The following is a 15,317-nucleotide window of genomic DNA, read 5'->3' as shown; positions in this document are numbered from 1 at the left end:
TTCCGCCTTCCGAAATCATCGGGTCCGCTTCAACATCAGCGTGCCGGTGAAGTTCTTGTCAAGATATGCATCTGATCGACCCGCAACCACATGCTATAAGCTCCGCTGCCGAAGATTGAAAATGAGGTAAACTTGTCCATGCGCATTCTTTTTGGAAGTGCCCATCCCTATCTGCCGCAGATGTATGGCGGGGCGCAGACAAGTACGCATGAGCTTGTCAAACGTCTGCGCGCACGCGGGCATACTGTTGGAGTTCTAGCGGGTCTGACAGGCGAAGGCTGGCTGGGTCTGCGCAGCCGAGCGCAGCTCAAGTTGCATCGGCGCGGTTATGTACGCGACACTGGGCTTAGTTATCCTGTATTCCGCGCGTGGTTTGCTCAAGAGGTCGTGGGCCGTGTTGTAGCTGATTTTAGGGCCGATGTGGCGATCTTCCAATCTCGCTTGCCGGTGCAACTCGCCCAGTCGATCAACCGGGACGCGACACGCACGTTTATCTATCTGCGGAATGTCGAAGATGAGGATCTGGGCGGATCGCCGAGCGACCTAACCCAAACGGGATACATCGCGAACTCTAACTTCACCGCGCGGCGATTTGCCGAAACAGAAGGCATTCATGCCGATGTGATCTATCCGATGATCGAAGCCGAGAAATACCGCGTGACCTCTTCCCGTAGCAATGTGACATTTATCAACCCGCATCCGAACAAAGGTGTCGATATCGCGCTTAAGGTGGCAGCGGCCTGTCCAGAAATCCCTTTTGTCTTTGTGCGCGGCTGGGGTTTGACACCCGAGCAAGAGGCGCATCTGCAATCCAGCCTGGCCCGCCTGCCAAACGTCACGTTGCGATCATCCACAAACGACATGCGTACGATTTACAAAGATGCCCGCATCGTGCTTGCCCCCAGCCAATGGGAAGAGGCATTTGGCCGTATCGCCGCCGAGCCGCAGATCAGCGGCATCCCGGTCATAGCGTCCCGGATCGGGGGGCTACCAGAAGCTGTCGGGCCAGGTGGACTGTTGTTGAACCGTAATGCCCCGGTTGAGGAATGGGCGGAAGCGGTGCGTATGCTCTGGAACGACGAACAGATCTACGCGGCGGCGTCACAGGCCGCGCTCGATCATGCCGCAAGGCCCGAGATGAGACCGGAGCGTCAAATTGATACATTGCTGGATATTCTGTCCCGCCCCATCCCGCTGGACGGGGCGCACCGCTGTCAGGAAGGAGGTACCTCGCCAGCCGCTTCACCCGGAATGATCTGAGAGGGGTCAGACGGCAATGTGGCACCGAACGCATCGGGAGACAGGCGGCGCACGGGTATCATGTCGTTTGGCGTAGATGTTGAGAGAACGACTTCCAGAACATCTCCACCTTCAATCTTGTCATCTCGATTTGCCGCAAAAGTGGTCGTCCCTTCGGGACCCGTTCTGGTGATCTGCAATCTGGGCGATACGAGGTCCGAAAGCTCGACCAGCCCGTTGCCCGTACGTGCCGCTTCGGAAAACAACGCGGCTTCGGTCTCCATTTTTACACCCAATTCAGCAATGGCAGCGCGCTGATCCTGCAATCCCTGAACACGTTCGCGGTCACGCGCGTTGGTCAGGTCCAGCCTGTCGCGGCGCGTCTCATTCAGCCGTTGTTCCGCGTTCAACCGCGCGGTTTCGACTTCAAGCAGCCGGACCTGTTGATCTGTAACCGCGCGTTGCAGATTGCTTCCTCGCACAACGGTGGACAAGCCGCGCTCGACGAGGCTGTTTGCGTTTTCAAGCTCTTCATTCAGTAGCAGCAATTGCCGCTCACGCAGATCGGCCTGTTGTTTCAGACTATTAATCCGGTCGAGCAGCAAGGCCTCTAGCTCGTCGATCTGGGCCAAACTAGACGCAAAGGCCGAGTTCTGCGACACCATGATCCGGCGCTCTTGCTCAAGCAGTTCGATCCCCAGCGGCGAGGACTGGAGCTCTGGCGGGGTCTGGATTTCGGTGCCGCTTTCCTCAGCCTCCAACCGGGCCAACCGGGCCAGCCGCCGCATCTTTTCAAGCTCCATGACACGATAGGTGCCAAGTGCACTCAGCGCATTGCGTTCTCCGCGCACCAACGCAGCTGAGGGTGTGTTGATCCCGCCGGACAGGCTCAGTGCCTGTAGCACTGTCATGCCCGGCACATGCGGGTAAGCACCCGGTGTCCGCACATCGCCCAAAACATAGATCGGCGCAAATTCGGTGATCGTAACGATAGTCTGTACATCGCTACGCAAGCCCATCCGATCCTGTATTCGCCGCGAAACATCGGCGCCCAAATCATCGGGTGTCATGCCTGCTGCCTGAACACTCCCAATCAGCGGTAGGGTCACCGCGCCGGTAGTGCTGACAGGATAAGAGCCACCAACCGCGTCCCAGGATGCAAAAACCTCGTTCACCGGGTCCCATCGCCCGATCCGGATTTCAAGCGTTTGCTGCGGACCAATGGTTTCTGTGCCCGCAAGAGGCTCGGGCTGTGATTGCGCGACAGCCACACTCCGGTGCGTCGCGTTCAGCGCCATAGCACATGAAACGAGCCAAACAATAATGCGGAAATGCCGGTTTCTAAGCATTGATCTGAAGCTCCTCATAGCTGCCGGGGCCGATATAGCGTCGGGCCTGCGCCAGGTTGGCCTCTTCCAGAACCGTTGTGATCAAGGCCTCCCTGAAGCGGGGATGATCCATCAACGCGTCAGAGATAAAGCTGGGCAACGCCTTACCCCACTGGATGCGAAGCAGCGTGGCATCGCATTCTTCCGCAAGAATATCGGAAGCAGTGGCCTGGCTCAGAGGCCTGAGCGCGAATAGAACAAAGCTGAATTTGCTGCGCAACTCACTGACCAACATCGTTAGGTCAGCACCTTGCGGTAGTGTCTGGTCGCTCCCTAAAACAGTCTTGAGCACTTGCTGCAAGCTGGTGATTTCAACAGCTGCTAATTTGCTTACGGGTAGCGCTTGCGCAAACGCATCCTGATAAATCACCAATACCTTCCGTGACCCATCGCGGGATAGCCGTTCAGCAAGGTCGCGCGGCAAATCGGCCTCGGCCTTCAGACCAGATGAAAGCGGTGCGATTGCGATCAAAGCGCCTGTCGATTTCTGCAGAATGGTTTCGCAAGCTCCGGCCAGACGTTCCATTGTAAGCATCTGAGCCCGTTCAGCACCCGCGTCGTTGTGGCTTTTAGTGCCGGGCAACAAGCCTGCGCAGTTTACTCCGACCTCCTCTCGCAGGGTCGAGACGGTGCGCACGGGTTTCGGCATCAACTCGCGAGTGGCCCCTATCAACGCCCCCAGCAGACCACCCAGAAATAGCCCCGCAAACAGCATTGCCTTTTTCTGCGGGCTGGACGGCGCCTGCGGAATTTCTGCCGGAGAGATGATTTTAACCGATGCAATAGGAAAGCCCTGCTGCTGCATGGTGACCTCAAGTCGGGCCAGATAGTCGCGATAGACCTGAGCATAGGTTTCCGAGATCGCCTCGAGCTGTTGCAACCGGCCCCTCAGGGCCACGTTCCAATCCGTTGTTCCGGTTATTGCGGCCAGATCGGACCGCAACGACTGCTCTCGGCCACGTGCAATATTGTAGGCAACGCGCGCGGCCTCAGTCGCCTGCTGCAACTCGATCTTCAGGGCATTCTCTAATACTTGAATACTGCCATTGAGTTGCTGTACCTGCGGATGATCCGCCCCAAACTGGCTGACAATTTCTTGTCGCCGCTGGCGAGCATTCAGATAGTCACGCCGCAGTTCCTCGCTGATCCCGGCTGCGAGTCCTTCGACCAAAGGAACTGCGATGATCTCATCACCATCAACCGCCCGGGCGCTCAGCGACTCCATGCTTTCAAGGTAAGCTTCTGCCTCTGCCGCCGCTGCCGCGGCTGTCATCAACTCGCTGGCAAGCTCAGATTGCTGCTGTTCGGTCAGCAGATCGCCGCGCACTTGCACCAAGTCGTTTTCGGTCCGGAACTCCTGCAACGCCGATGCGGCATCGATGCTCTTCTGCTCAAGCTCTTCCAATCGTTCGCGCAACCATTCTTCTGCCTTGGCCGCCACCTCGTTTGTAGTTAACAGCTGAAAGCTCTCATATGCTGAGCCATAGCCACGCGCGATCTGCGCAGCCCGCGTCGGATCAAAATCAGCAAACGCAATTTCAATCACCAGGCTGCGTCCCGATCGTGAAACCGACAGCCGATCACGCAGAATCCGAACCGCACGATCCCGATCCGTCAATTCCAGATCAAAGTCGGGTATTGCGTTGTCATCCGGGCCAGCTTCGCCCGCTACCGAAGCATTCTCGTTCGCGCGGGCGGGCGGTTCCGGTGTCAGCAGTCGGGCCAATGGACGTGTCACGGAAGAAATCGCCTTACTGACTTTTTCCGTCAAGCCAACCGGCGGCGACAGAAAATCGGCATCTTTGTCCAGTTGCAGCAAATCGACCACCTGATAGGCCAGAGCACCGGATCTGATGATTTCCATCTCGCTTTGCACCGCCGTATCCGACCGGACGGCATTGGGCAGGGGCGACACCTCGTTTAGCAGCTCGGCACGTTCTTCATCCAGCAGCACTGTTTCTACGGCTGTGTATTTTGGCACCGATCCAAGGATCATCATCACGGCAATGGCGACACCAGTCATAGAAAAAGCCGCGACCAACAGCATTTGTCGCCGAACTGCGCGTATCATCGCTCCGAAATCGACACGCGGTTCGTCCCGATAGCCCGCAAGAAGATGTGTGTTGTCCTTGGTCCAATGAATGCGTCGTTCCTGTACCGGGCCGGTCATATCAGGATCTCCGTTGCGTGTCGGGGGCGTTGCGTTGGCATGGCAAGGCGTGTTGCGTGGCGGACGTTGCGATTGTGATCGAACAACCGCAAAAGCGCGAAGGCGACCAGAAAGGTTCCGACCGTGTGGGGCGTAACAAAATCAACCTCGGCGACCGACCGGACAACAAACAGCACTGACAGACCCGAGATCAGCATCAGAGATCCTACGCCGCCCCGGCCCAGAGCGGCGCGAAGCGGCATCAGGATCAGCAAAAGGCAAAGCCCAACCACAAGACCCAACCCTACCAACCCGGTGCCCACATAGGTTTCAATCAACAGGTTGTGGAAATGGAACCCCGTTCGACCAGTGATGTAGAACTCTTGCCAGAGCACCTCGGCCTCGGGGCGTCCGCGTGTCCAGAAAGCGTTATAGCCAAGGCCCAAAACCGGCCGATCAGCGCCAAATTCAAATGCTTTGCTCCAAAGATATGTGCGACCCGTCAGACTGGAATCCTTGCCAAAGGCTGCAAGCACGGCGTCGAATGCCCCCAAACGATAAGATGCCACCGCCATCGCAGCACCTCCGGTCACAGCCAGAAAAACTGCGGCCCGCCGCAGCCAGGGCGCAAGCAACAGGACAAAGCCAACAAACAGGATCGCGGAAAAAGCAGCAAAGGCGGATAGCAACGATGTTGCTGAATCTGACATCCACAGCATGACGAACCCCATCGCACCGGTGAGGGCCGAGATCGGTATCAATGCGCCACGCGTCCGAAAAACCCAGATCAACGAAAGCGAGAAAATTATGGCGAGCGTGGCGAAATACCCCAGTTGGTTTTTTGATGAAAAGGCGCCGTTAAAAGCATAACTCCCATCAATATAGTCATAGGAGTAGCCGCCATTCATCGCCGAATATGTCAGGATCAGAAGGCTACCGATGGTCCCCCCAAGCGCCAGATTGGCGACAGAGGTGATGCGCGCAGCGACAAGGCCTGCAAAGAAGGTAATACCATATTGGATTGAAGCACGCAGAGTGGTCGACGGAGCATCGCTCCACAATACGGACAAGGCAAAGAAAAACGGAACCAAAAGCAGCAGGACCACCGGCCCCGGACGCGCCAGCAAAATGCGCGGGGCAAGTGCAAAGGGCAGAATCCAGCACCCGTAGAAGGCGAGGATCACCAAAGGGCCGAAACTCACCGAATAGGCAAAGGTGACCATCGACGCCACGACGGCCGGCACGACATAAGCTGTGTTCCGTTCGGGGTCGATGATAGAGGCCAGTCTGACGTTCATACGGTTTTAGCCAATTCCCGTTGATCCCAGGAGGTGAAAACGCGCTGTGCAATATGCAACCCAAGGGTATGGCGTAGTCTCAGGTGCCGCATTGAGGCGCACAAAACAACAAAAGCCCGTAAAGCCAGCGCCAACATCGCCGTAACTTGCCCAAAAAATGAACAAGCTAACTCAGCTGAGAGCACCTTGGGCTCACATATAAAACGAACATAGGCGGGCTCAGGGCACATCGACCCCATCCTGACACAACAGCGACTGCTCAAAGGCGCAGCCCTGCCCAAGCTTGGTATAAGCGGCCCATTCGACCTCTAGTTCCTGCGGCGCAGAAGCGGCGTCGAACTTTCCCATCCAACTCACAAGTGTATCGGTCGACCACAGGCTGAGATACATCTTTTGCGGCTCATTCGGTAAAGCATCACCGCGAAGGTCCCGGATAAGTTCTCCGTCAATGAACCAGCGAACGCGCCCAGACTCCCAAACAAAAGCATAGTCATGGAATGCGTTATCATCCGGTCGTGCGATCAACTCTGTGTTTTCGCTGTCGCCCCGAAAGTGGACATTCGTCTGGAGTAACGGATTATTCGGCGCAATAAACTCAAAGTCGATTTCATTATGTGGCCGGTCCTGCGGCGGGCCAATGAAGGTGAACATATTTGCGTTCATACCGCGTGCATATGGCACTTTCATGCGCGCCTCAAAGGTTCCGTATCCGAGGCGCGCATGTGTCTGGATTTCACCGCAACTAAACTGACGGTCTTTCTTTGCATGATCAGTTAAGGACAACAGCAGTTTCCCATCCTCAACCTTCACGCGGTCCTTGTGCCAGAGACAGCTCTGATGATCGCCATTCGCCCAACCGCTTGAGACAAACCAGCGGCTTTTCATCAGCTCGTCAAACGGATCAAAAAACGAACCATCTTCCTCTGCCGCTACACCAGAGGTTATCAATAGCGAAATGCCAACGAGACCGGATCGTGCAAGATGTAACGTCATGCCCTGTACCAGATATTGTTCACGGATATGAATCGTCTCGCCCACAAATATCCGGCGCGAGTAGGCAGGCAAACCACAACCAGAAGGACACGCGGCCTTCCGCCGAAAACGTGGTTTCACCTCTTGTCAGATACGCGGCAAACCGCTCATGCGCAGCAAATCGGATGTGTCGCAAATTTTTGGACCGGCTATAGCCAGCCAACTGCTGGACACATCTATCCTGCGATCTCAGCAAACATCCGAAAGCCCGACGTAGTAGCGCTAGAGAATTACTGTTTTCGGATCATGTTGGCCACCTCAATGCCATCCAATGTGGCTGAGGCGGCTTCGAACGACTTAAACCCACACATGTGCCGAACACGCCGCTTGATGAACCGATGATCCTATTCGATCATGTTGTTCAGATACTTGGACTTGATTATCTGAACATTGGCTGGGCATCCAAATCACCGCAGAATTCTGTTCACTTCTCGGATTCCCTCCGCGTTAGCGCCGCTTTTGTCGATGACGATCTTGCTCGGAATTCCATTTGACGACAGCGCTTTGGCGAAGAACCTGGCTGCTGCTGGAGGGTTCCTACGCTCAGACAGCATGAAATCAAGGGTGTCTCCCGCATTGTCGACTGCTCGATAGAGATACGTCCATTTGCCGCGCACACGTATGTAAGTCTCTTCCAAATCCCGATAAGATACCGTGTACCGCAGATAGAAGTACACAGCGTACAAAACCGCATCCTTGGGGAAATGGCAGCCTTTCAGTGAGATCATGCTGAAACCTGTTCAAACTGCAAAAGCTCCGTCCCATTCCTTAATACCTACCCAAAATTCATGGTTGGCACGAACTTGACGTTTGGCAGCGCTAAAACTTCGCAATTTGATGTTTCCCATAGTGAACAACGGCCTACGATGTGCGCAAATCAGATGAAGTTGAAACGAGACAGATAGACCATGAGCGAACTTGAAGCGCAGCGCAAAATTTCCATCGAAGCGACACAGAGCGGGCCTCCGCCACGGACGATCAACCCGTTCTTTGGCGTCGGGCCCATCACCGATGTGATTCAGGATGAGGCTGAAGGGCGTAAAAACCGTTTCGACTTTGACCGTTGGTTGGAATCCACCTATCGCAAGCTTGACGACAACGGCAACGATCTGGGGCCGTTCACCTCCGCAGAAATCGGCCGTTCGATGCACCGTGGCTATCCGGCGGATGCAATCCTGCGGGACATGATGTTCCATATCCATCGGTATTTTGGCTTCCCCAAATCAAACCCGATGGCTGTGGGTCTTGGCGGCGGCCATAGTGGTTTTACCGTCGCCATCATGCACTTGATGAACCCGAATCTGGATGGTCAGAAACTGTTTGTTGACACCCCGCGCCCGGAATCGGACGAAGCCACCAAGGGCGGGTTCTTTCGCCAAAGCTGGGGAACACAGATCCTGGAATTGCAACAGTTTGCCGCCAATGGGCACGAAGACAAGGTCGTCTTCGCGGGCGCTGAAGGCACGATCCCCTCAGCGGACGAGCTGGAGGCTATGGGTATCACCCTGTTTGTCGGCGTTGGGCACGAAACCACCGGGGCGACCACATATACCACCGAAGAAGTCACCTCGCTTCTGGAATGGTTGGACCGCGACCCGGCAAACCGCCACGCGATGATTGATGCAACGTCGATGCTGGGCGGGATGCCCTGGCCGCAGGACGTGGTCGAGGCCTTCATGGCCAAATGCAACATTTTCACCCCGTTCCAGAAAGCAATCGGTGGGATTTCGGGTTACTTCCTGGCGTCGTTCACCCCAGCAGCAATGCAGCTGATCGAAGACAACCAAAAGAACCCGGCCTGGGCGATTGCGCGCCAGCTGAAGCTGGTTGTTCCGACCGATGCCAAAAAGCCGTTGACCGGTGACAAAACTGTGGGTCTTGGCCCGTTCTATGATGCGGCGGCGGACAGGATGACGGGTGGAGTGATCAATACGTTCTCGTCGCTGGCTTTCGCTGAAACGACCTATGGCCTGTTGCGTGTCGAAAAGATGTTTGGCTCGGTTGGAGTGATGAACCAGCGCTCTGCTGCCAACCGTGCGCAGATCAATACATGGCTGGCCGGGCAGAACCTGCTGGTTGCCGGTGTAAGCGACGCTCAGAAACGGGGCGCGGCGGTGACCCTGCTGGCGGTGAATGATCCGGGCATCACCGATTCCGCCATCCACGCGCGCATCATCGCGCGGTCGAAGCAACTGTTGGGTTTCGAAGGGCTGACCCATCCCAATGGCGACTATGAACCGGGCCTGGACGCGGCCCGCTACGTAAATGCCTTCCCCGGCACCCCCGGTGACTATCGCGCTTGGATCGGCGGTATTCGCGAGCCCGAGGATATCGTGCGTCTGCTGGACAACATCTCTTACGCCTATCACCGTGCCAAAGTCGTGGTGCTGGAAGAGGAGCTGGCCGCGCAAGGGACCACTTTCGACGCCTCGGCAACAGGCGGGGCGGACCTGCGTCAGGACGACCCAAACCGCGCCTATCGCATTCTGGTCGCGGATCTGGTCGGCCTGAAGTTTGGTGCCGATGGGCAACCGGATGCTTCGGCGGTCAAGGCCTATGTCGAGAAACAGGGAGCGACCTTCACCTATGGTGGCTGGGATGGGTCCGATCTGCCTGCTGGCCAGCATTTTTTCTATCTGCCGGATCTGTCCACGCATGAGGAACTGACGGCGGCGTGCTGCGGCAACCAGTATGACGCCGTCATCGCGGCGGCGACCTTCTTTCCCGAGAATGCAACCTTTCCCGAAGGCGGCGTGCGTATTGGTGCAGGAACCGGCAACATGGCCTGTGCCTGCTGGGGTGGCGGCGACGGCGTGGGCGGTTCTGCCCCGCTGATGAACACCCCCAGCTTCAACAGTCGCGCGACGGCGCAGACCGCGATGAAGGCTCTGCTGCGTGTTCTGCCTGATCTGAAGGTTGATGAGATGCACAAGCGTGTCGTTGACGGCGATTTTGACACCGGCAAGCACCTGCGCGATTACCCGACTGAAAAGCTGGAAGGTAAAAGACTGGGCGTGATCGGCTACGGCAATATCGGCCGCGAAGTGGCCAAGCTGGGCAAAGCCTTTGGAATGACCGTCGCCATCTACGCCCGCGAGCGCCATCGCCAATGGATTGAAAGCGAAGGTTTCATCTACGCTGCAACTCCGGAAGAGGCCGCCGCAGGCGCTGATGTGTTGTCGCCTCATACTGGCCTTGGTGCCAAGGGTGCGGATGGTGTCTTTGCTAATGCGGGGCTTGTTGGCGCGTCGGTTCTGAATGCCCTGAATGATGGCGCGGTTCTGGTCAACTACGACCGTGGCGAGGTTGTCGATGCAGACGCGCTGAATGACGCGATGGCCTCGGGCAAAGTGGCCTATGCCGCGATCGATGCTGATCTGTTCATTGCAGAGGATGGCAGCCTGTTTGGCCCGATGGTGCCTTACCGTCTGCTGATCGACGCCTATCCGGGGCGATTGGAGCTGCTCCCCCATGCGGCAGCGGATACCGAGCATACCTCACGCGTTGAAGGGGCCAAGCAAGCGGTCGATCAGATCCTGTCGGCTATTCGCTATCGCAAAGTGATCAACTGCAAAGGTGATATCCCCGAGGGTTATACCAGCGGCGGCGCACATACTGTCGCCGGAGTCGGCAAAGTATCCGCCTCTGCGATTGCGTCGGCAGCAGCAGATGCCGATACGTTGGTCCGTCTGCGCGACGCGGCTGAAACACTGGCTGCGATCTGGGGCGCCATTGAAATAACCCGCGATCCGGCCCGCCGGGCGGAATTGATCGAACGTCAAGGAGAAGCGTTGACGCTGGCGTCGAACACGCTGCACCGAGACTTTGACGTGTGGGGCCTGGTCGGCGGTTACGACTGATTTGGCTCGGAAAGTCGACAGGCTGTGCGCAATGCAATAGCCGCGGATCTATTGAAACGTGTCAAGCAAACCATCCAGTGGGTGGTTTGCTTCCTGGAGCAGGATGATCTTTCAGGTGAAATGCCATTCTGCGCGTCCGGACATGGGGCAGTTTGCGTCTAAGCACCTATCCACTCGTAGCTTTTTGGGCCGCATGCAATGCAGCCTCCAGTGTCGACTGATCGCCAATGTGATTGGCTAGGATCAGGATCAATCGGGCGTTCAGAGCGTGAACGTCAGCCTCGTTTAGCCCGTCATGGGCATTCAGCAGCGCCTCATAGAAATCGTCGCCATTGTCGAAGTTCGGGGTCAAGATCAGGTGTGACATGGCTTAGCCCCTCCCCAAGGCTTTGTGCATTGCTGCTTCAATGGCAATTGGATCAAACTCTGGCCAACGACCGGCGACATGCTGATCGGGGCGGATCAACAAAACCGCTGATTGAGCCTCGCCCAAATAGCGTTCAGCCAAATGGCCTGTGACGTTCTGTGGGATAAGACAATCCAGCGACTGCTCAGCTACATCTATCTGCGTGGGCAGATTGCAGTTCAGAGCGAGGATTGAGAATGCACCAGTGTTGAGACAATCCAGCAGAAACCCATCTTCCAAAGGTGTATCAGGTAGCGGGCTGCCGGGTCGTGTGCAAGCTGGCCCATCGGGCATCCCGTCGTCACTATTTAGCGGCGAAATATCATAGGTGCAGGGTACAGACAGGCGACCTGAATTCACCAAAGGGCGCGCAAAATCAAAATCGGTGACCAAATCAAGCACCGCATCGCGGAACAGCGCGTGTGCAGGGTTCCGAGGCGTCAGAAAATCAGCGCTGCGGCTGGAATTTTTGATGTTCTCCATCGCGCCATGCTTGCGCTCGGTATGGTAGCTGTCGAGCAGCACATCTGGCGCATCGCCTTGGATCACTGCGGCAAGTTTCCACCCAAGATTGTCGATATCCTGAATGCCGCCATTGCACCCTCGGGCGCCAAAGGGGCTGACCTGATGTGCGCTGTCGCCTGCGAAGAATATCCGACCATGGCGATACTCTTTCATCGTGCAACAGCGGAACGTGTAGATTGATGACCATACCGGCTCGAACTCTACGTTTTCTCCGATCATCGCTGATACGCGGGAGGCCACCTTATCAGGGTCCAGTTCGGCCTTGCGATCAATGTCCCATCCAAGCTGGAAATCAAGTCTCCAGACATTATCAGGCTGCTTGTGCATCAGGGCGGTTTCACCGCGATTGAACGGCGGATCGAACCAGAACCGACGCTCGACCGGGAAATCCGCCTTCATCTTGATATCCGCGATCAGGAAGTTGTCTTCGAACACGCGACCTTCGAAACCAAGCCCCAGCATCTCGCGCGTGGGCGAGCTCGCGCCGTCACAGGCTACAAGGTAGTCGGCTTCGATCTGATAGGGGCCGTCTGGCGTATCGACATCCAAAAGTGTGTAGTCTTCGTTTTGTGTCAGCGCTGTAAGCTGGTTCTGCCCGCGAATCTCAATCGGTGCGCCCAAATCTTGCTGACGGCGAATTTCCTCAACGATGAATTGCTCAAAGTAAGGTTGCTGCAGGTTGATGAAGGCCGGGCGTTTGTGGCCTTCTTCTGGCAACAGGTTGAACGAGTAAATCTCTTCCGTGTCACGGTAGACCCGGCCCAGATTCCAGACCACGCCTTTCTCGACCATGGGTTCCCCGCAGCCTAAACGGTCGCAAATTTCCAATGTGCGTTTGGAAAAGCAAATCGCGCGGCTACCCATGCCCACGCCGTCATGGTCATCCAGCACAAGGCACCCAACGCCTTTCTTACCAAGATCCAGTGCAAGCCCCATGCCAACGGGGCCACCACCCACAATCACAACCGGATAGCGGCTGGGTTTGGGTGCATCCTGATCGGGGACCCTTTCATAGGGATAAAGCTGAAAGGCCGTTTGATATCGTGCTGCAACCATGCCGACTTACCCCTGCAGGGCCTCCCACATGTCCAGATCGCGCTGGGCGGTCCAGATCCGGGGTGTGTCGATGCCGCGGGCCTCGTCATAGGCGCGTGCGACATTGAAGGGCAGGCAGTGTTCATAGATGGCGTAGTCTTTGAACTTCGGATCACATTCTGCGCGGACTGCATCCCATGCGGCTTTGAGGGAGCCGCCCTTGGCGGCAACGGGTTTTACAGCGTTATAGGTGCTATCCACAAAATCACGCGTATTGGCCAAGGCCGCGTCGACCATCTGACGCCCGACAAGCGCGTCCCCACGTCCGGGCGCGATGCTTTGCGGATCGTAGGATTTGACCGCATCCAGTGTTGCGCCCCAATCTTCGAAATGGCCATCACCGCAGTAGCAGGCCGAGTGATATTCGACGATGTCACCAGTGAACATCGTTTGGCTATCGGGCACCCAGATGATGCTATCACCCGCCGTATGCGCGCGCCCGATCTGCTTGATCACAACCTTACGATTGCCCAGATAGACCGTCATCTGATCGTTGAAGGTTGTCGTGGGCCAGGTCAGACCGGGGATGCTTTCATGCCCTTCAAACAGGCGCGGGAAACGCTGAAATTCGCTGTCCCAGTCTTCCTGCCCGCGTTCCACCACCATGGCGCGCGCCGCATCGGACATGATGATCTGATCTGCGCCAAAGGCCGACGCACCCAACACACGTACAGCATGATAATGGGTCAGAACCACATGAGAGATTGGCTTGTCGGTAACGCCGCGCACGCAGTCGATCACCTTTTGCGCAAGGCGCGGGGTGGCTTGGGCCTCTATGATCATGACACTGTCGTCACCGATGATCACACCCGAGTTCGGATCGCCCTCAGCGGTGAATGCGTAAAGTCCGTCGCCGATCTCGGTGAAAGAGATGTTCTTTTCGGACATATCCCCTTGGCTTGCGAATGCTTTGGCCATGATCGGCTTCTCCCTGATACGGCCGCCCGATTGCATGCGAAGCGACAGTTTGTTTCATCTGCAACGAGTTGTTTGTCTTTGCAAATGAGGCAAAAGTCAATATCGTTTTAGATGCAACGATCGTGGATTTTGCCGAAATGCCAGACAAATTTAACCTGTCTTCCTTCTTACCATACCGGCTTGCGATACTGTCCGAACGGGTCAGCCGCCGCTTGTCGGTCGAATACGACCGGACGCATGGGCTGGCCGCTGCAGAATGGCGGGTGCTGGTGCATCTTCAGCGCTGTGGAACCGCATCGGTCCGCGATATCCGAACTTATGTGAACCTTGAAAAGCCACGGGTCAGTCGTGCGGTTTCCAAACTCGAGGCTGACGGGCTGGTCACGAAGGTGCCCGGTGATAATGATGCGCGGCTTGTTTCGATTTCGCTGACCGATGCCGGTCACCAAGCGCTGGCCGAGATATTGCCCGCTGCCAGAGAGATCGAAGACCGTTTGCTGGCGGTTGCAAGCCCCGACGAATTGGCAACATTTTATACAGTCATGGAGCGCATGCATCATGTTCTGGACAAGGACCCGCAGGCCAAGGCGCGCTCGGCCATGGATCTGGACGGTGTTGAGACCTGAAGCCATCCCCCTGTTTTAGGAAGGCGCCGACAATCCCAGCGTTTTCAGGGTTTCAGCCGTCGTCTTGTGCCAACGGTCGCGCAACGAAGCATTTGTGGTCCGCCGCAGCCCAAGTGATTTCAAAAGCGCGAACCGCCTTTCATCGTCACCACCGAATGAGCCAGCAACGCGGGGCCACCAGTAGGTGACTGAAGCTTGCATAGGCTCAGCCTCGCCTTGTTCGATCAGTTTGATCGCCCCCTCTTTCGCCAATTCACCATGATGCGCTTCGACTGGAGCAATTGCGCGGAAAGCTTCGGCGAGCGGCTGATATGAAATTGTTGAGTATTCGGCCAGTTGTTCGACCACAGCACCGCTCATGAGCAGGTTCATGATCACTGCGTCCGACCAGCCCGAAAACGGATAGTTGAACACAGCCAGACGCATGTCGTGTTCGGACCGGGTTGCTCCGATATCCGCATCCCGGTTCAGCCGCGCCATCCAGGGATGATGGTTGGCATAGCGGTCCGTGTCGACGCCGAACTCGCTCATGATTTTCAAAATGCGGTCTGCATGATCCGTTTTTTCAAGCACGATCCTTGAGGCGGCGATGCGTTCCTTGATACCCGGTCCAAGATTGATCACATCTGCAAAACCTGCTGCGCCTGCCAGCTCGCTGTCGACAAATGTCGCCATCAGTTTCAACAGTTCCGCGCGATAGCGTGGCGGAACGTTTGACGGGTTGGTCAGCACACCGCCCGAGGCAAGATAGGTGTCGAGGGTCATGGCGTCGTTCATATCG

At 56.6% G+C, this 15,317-nt stretch carries 11 protein-coding genes and 1 pseudogene; 3 read left to right on the top strand and 9 right to left on the bottom strand.

Translation table 11 applies throughout. The features are described 5' to 3' along the window. Window positions 1-138 precede the first annotated feature (138 nt). Window positions 139-1,260: a glycosyltransferase gene (locus tag ACR0EL_RS08105; protein ID WP_480499298.1), complete on the top strand. Its 1,122-nt coding sequence runs from the start codon at window positions 139-141 to the stop codon at window positions 1,258-1,260. On the opposite strand, the gene ACR0EL_RS08100 is transcribed toward ACR0EL_RS08105, so the two are convergent. From ACR0EL_RS08100 to ACR0EL_RS08080, 5 genes and pseudogenes are all read right to left on the bottom strand, one after another. Next, window positions 1,215-2,588, bottom strand: coding sequence for a polysaccharide biosynthesis/export family protein (locus ACR0EL_RS08100; RefSeq protein ID WP_480499297.1), 1,374 nt, complete (start codon window positions 2,586-2,588; stop codon window positions 1,215-1,217). The genes ACR0EL_RS08105 and ACR0EL_RS08100 overlap by 46 nt on opposite strands. Next, a complete protein-coding gene (locus ACR0EL_RS08095; RefSeq protein ID WP_480499296.1) occupies window positions 2,581-4,797 on the bottom strand; it encodes a Wzz/FepE/Etk N-terminal domain-containing protein in 2,217 nt (738 codons plus the stop codon). The genes ACR0EL_RS08100 and ACR0EL_RS08095 overlap by 8 nt, the downstream gene beginning before the upstream one ends. After that, on the bottom strand, window positions 4,794-6,074 hold the full coding sequence (locus tag ACR0EL_RS08090) for an O-antigen ligase family protein (RefSeq protein ID WP_480499295.1): 1,281 nt from the start codon (window positions 6,072-6,074) through the stop codon (window positions 4,794-4,796). Before ACR0EL_RS08090 ends, ACR0EL_RS08095 begins: the two co-directional genes overlap by 4 nt. 219 nt (window positions 6,075-6,293) lie before the next feature. Further along, a complete protein-coding gene (locus ACR0EL_RS08085; protein ID WP_480499294.1) occupies window positions 6,294-7,067 on the bottom strand; it encodes a family 16 glycosylhydrolase in 774 nt (257 codons plus the stop codon). Window positions 7,068-7,336: 269 nt separating this feature from the next. Next, a pseudogene (locus tag ACR0EL_RS08080) lies at window positions 7,337-7,834 on the bottom strand (IS6 family transposase). A gap of 180 nt (window positions 7,835-8,014) precedes the next feature. Between ACR0EL_RS08080 and ACR0EL_RS08075 the strand changes: the two are divergent. Continuing rightward, a complete protein-coding gene (locus ACR0EL_RS08075; RefSeq protein ID WP_480499293.1) occupies window positions 8,015-10,966 on the top strand; it encodes an NAD(P)-dependent oxidoreductase in 2,952 nt (983 codons plus the stop codon). Window positions 10,967-11,132: 166 nt separating this feature from the next. On the opposite strand, the gene ACR0EL_RS08070 is transcribed toward ACR0EL_RS08075, so the two are convergent. Genes ACR0EL_RS08070 through ACR0EL_RS08060 form a run of 3 tightly spaced genes read right to left on the bottom strand, consistent with a single transcriptional unit; the run spans window position 11,133 to window position 13,910 of the window. Continuing rightward, window positions 11,133-11,333 (bottom strand): DUF2783 domain-containing protein, encoded by a 201-nt coding sequence (locus tag ACR0EL_RS08070; RefSeq protein WP_480499292.1) that lies wholly within the window; start codon window positions 11,331-11,333, stop codon window positions 11,133-11,135. Window positions 11,334-11,336: 3 nt separating this feature from the next. Next, window positions 11,337-12,953: an FAD-dependent oxidoreductase gene (locus tag ACR0EL_RS08065; RefSeq protein WP_480499291.1), complete on the bottom strand. Its 1,617-nt coding sequence runs from the start codon at window positions 12,951-12,953 to the stop codon at window positions 11,337-11,339. A gap of 6 nt (window positions 12,954-12,959) precedes the next feature. Then, entirely contained in the window at window positions 12,960-13,910 is a 951-nt protein-coding gene (locus ACR0EL_RS08060) for an MBL fold metallo-hydrolase (protein ID WP_353009638.1), read from the bottom strand. Window positions 13,911-14,047: 137 nt separating this feature from the next. Between ACR0EL_RS08060 and ACR0EL_RS08055 the strand changes: the two genes are divergently transcribed. Next, on the top strand, window positions 14,048-14,536 hold the full coding sequence (locus tag ACR0EL_RS08055; protein WP_480499290.1) for a MarR family winged helix-turn-helix transcriptional regulator: 489 nt from the start codon (window positions 14,048-14,050) through the stop codon (window positions 14,534-14,536). Between the two features lie 15 nt (window positions 14,537-14,551). On the opposite strand, the gene ACR0EL_RS08050 is transcribed toward ACR0EL_RS08055, so the two are convergent. Next, a complete protein-coding gene (locus ACR0EL_RS08050) occupies window positions 14,552-15,313 on the bottom strand; it encodes a Phenylacetic acid catabolic protein (protein WP_480499288.1) in 762 nt (253 codons plus the stop codon). Window positions 15,314-15,317 lie beyond the last annotated feature (4 nt).

The organism is Ruegeria sp. AH12 (assembly GCF_056541465.1).
The sequence above is the reverse complement of the archived record's forward strand: the minus strand, read 5'-3'. Positions and strand labels throughout refer to the sequence as shown.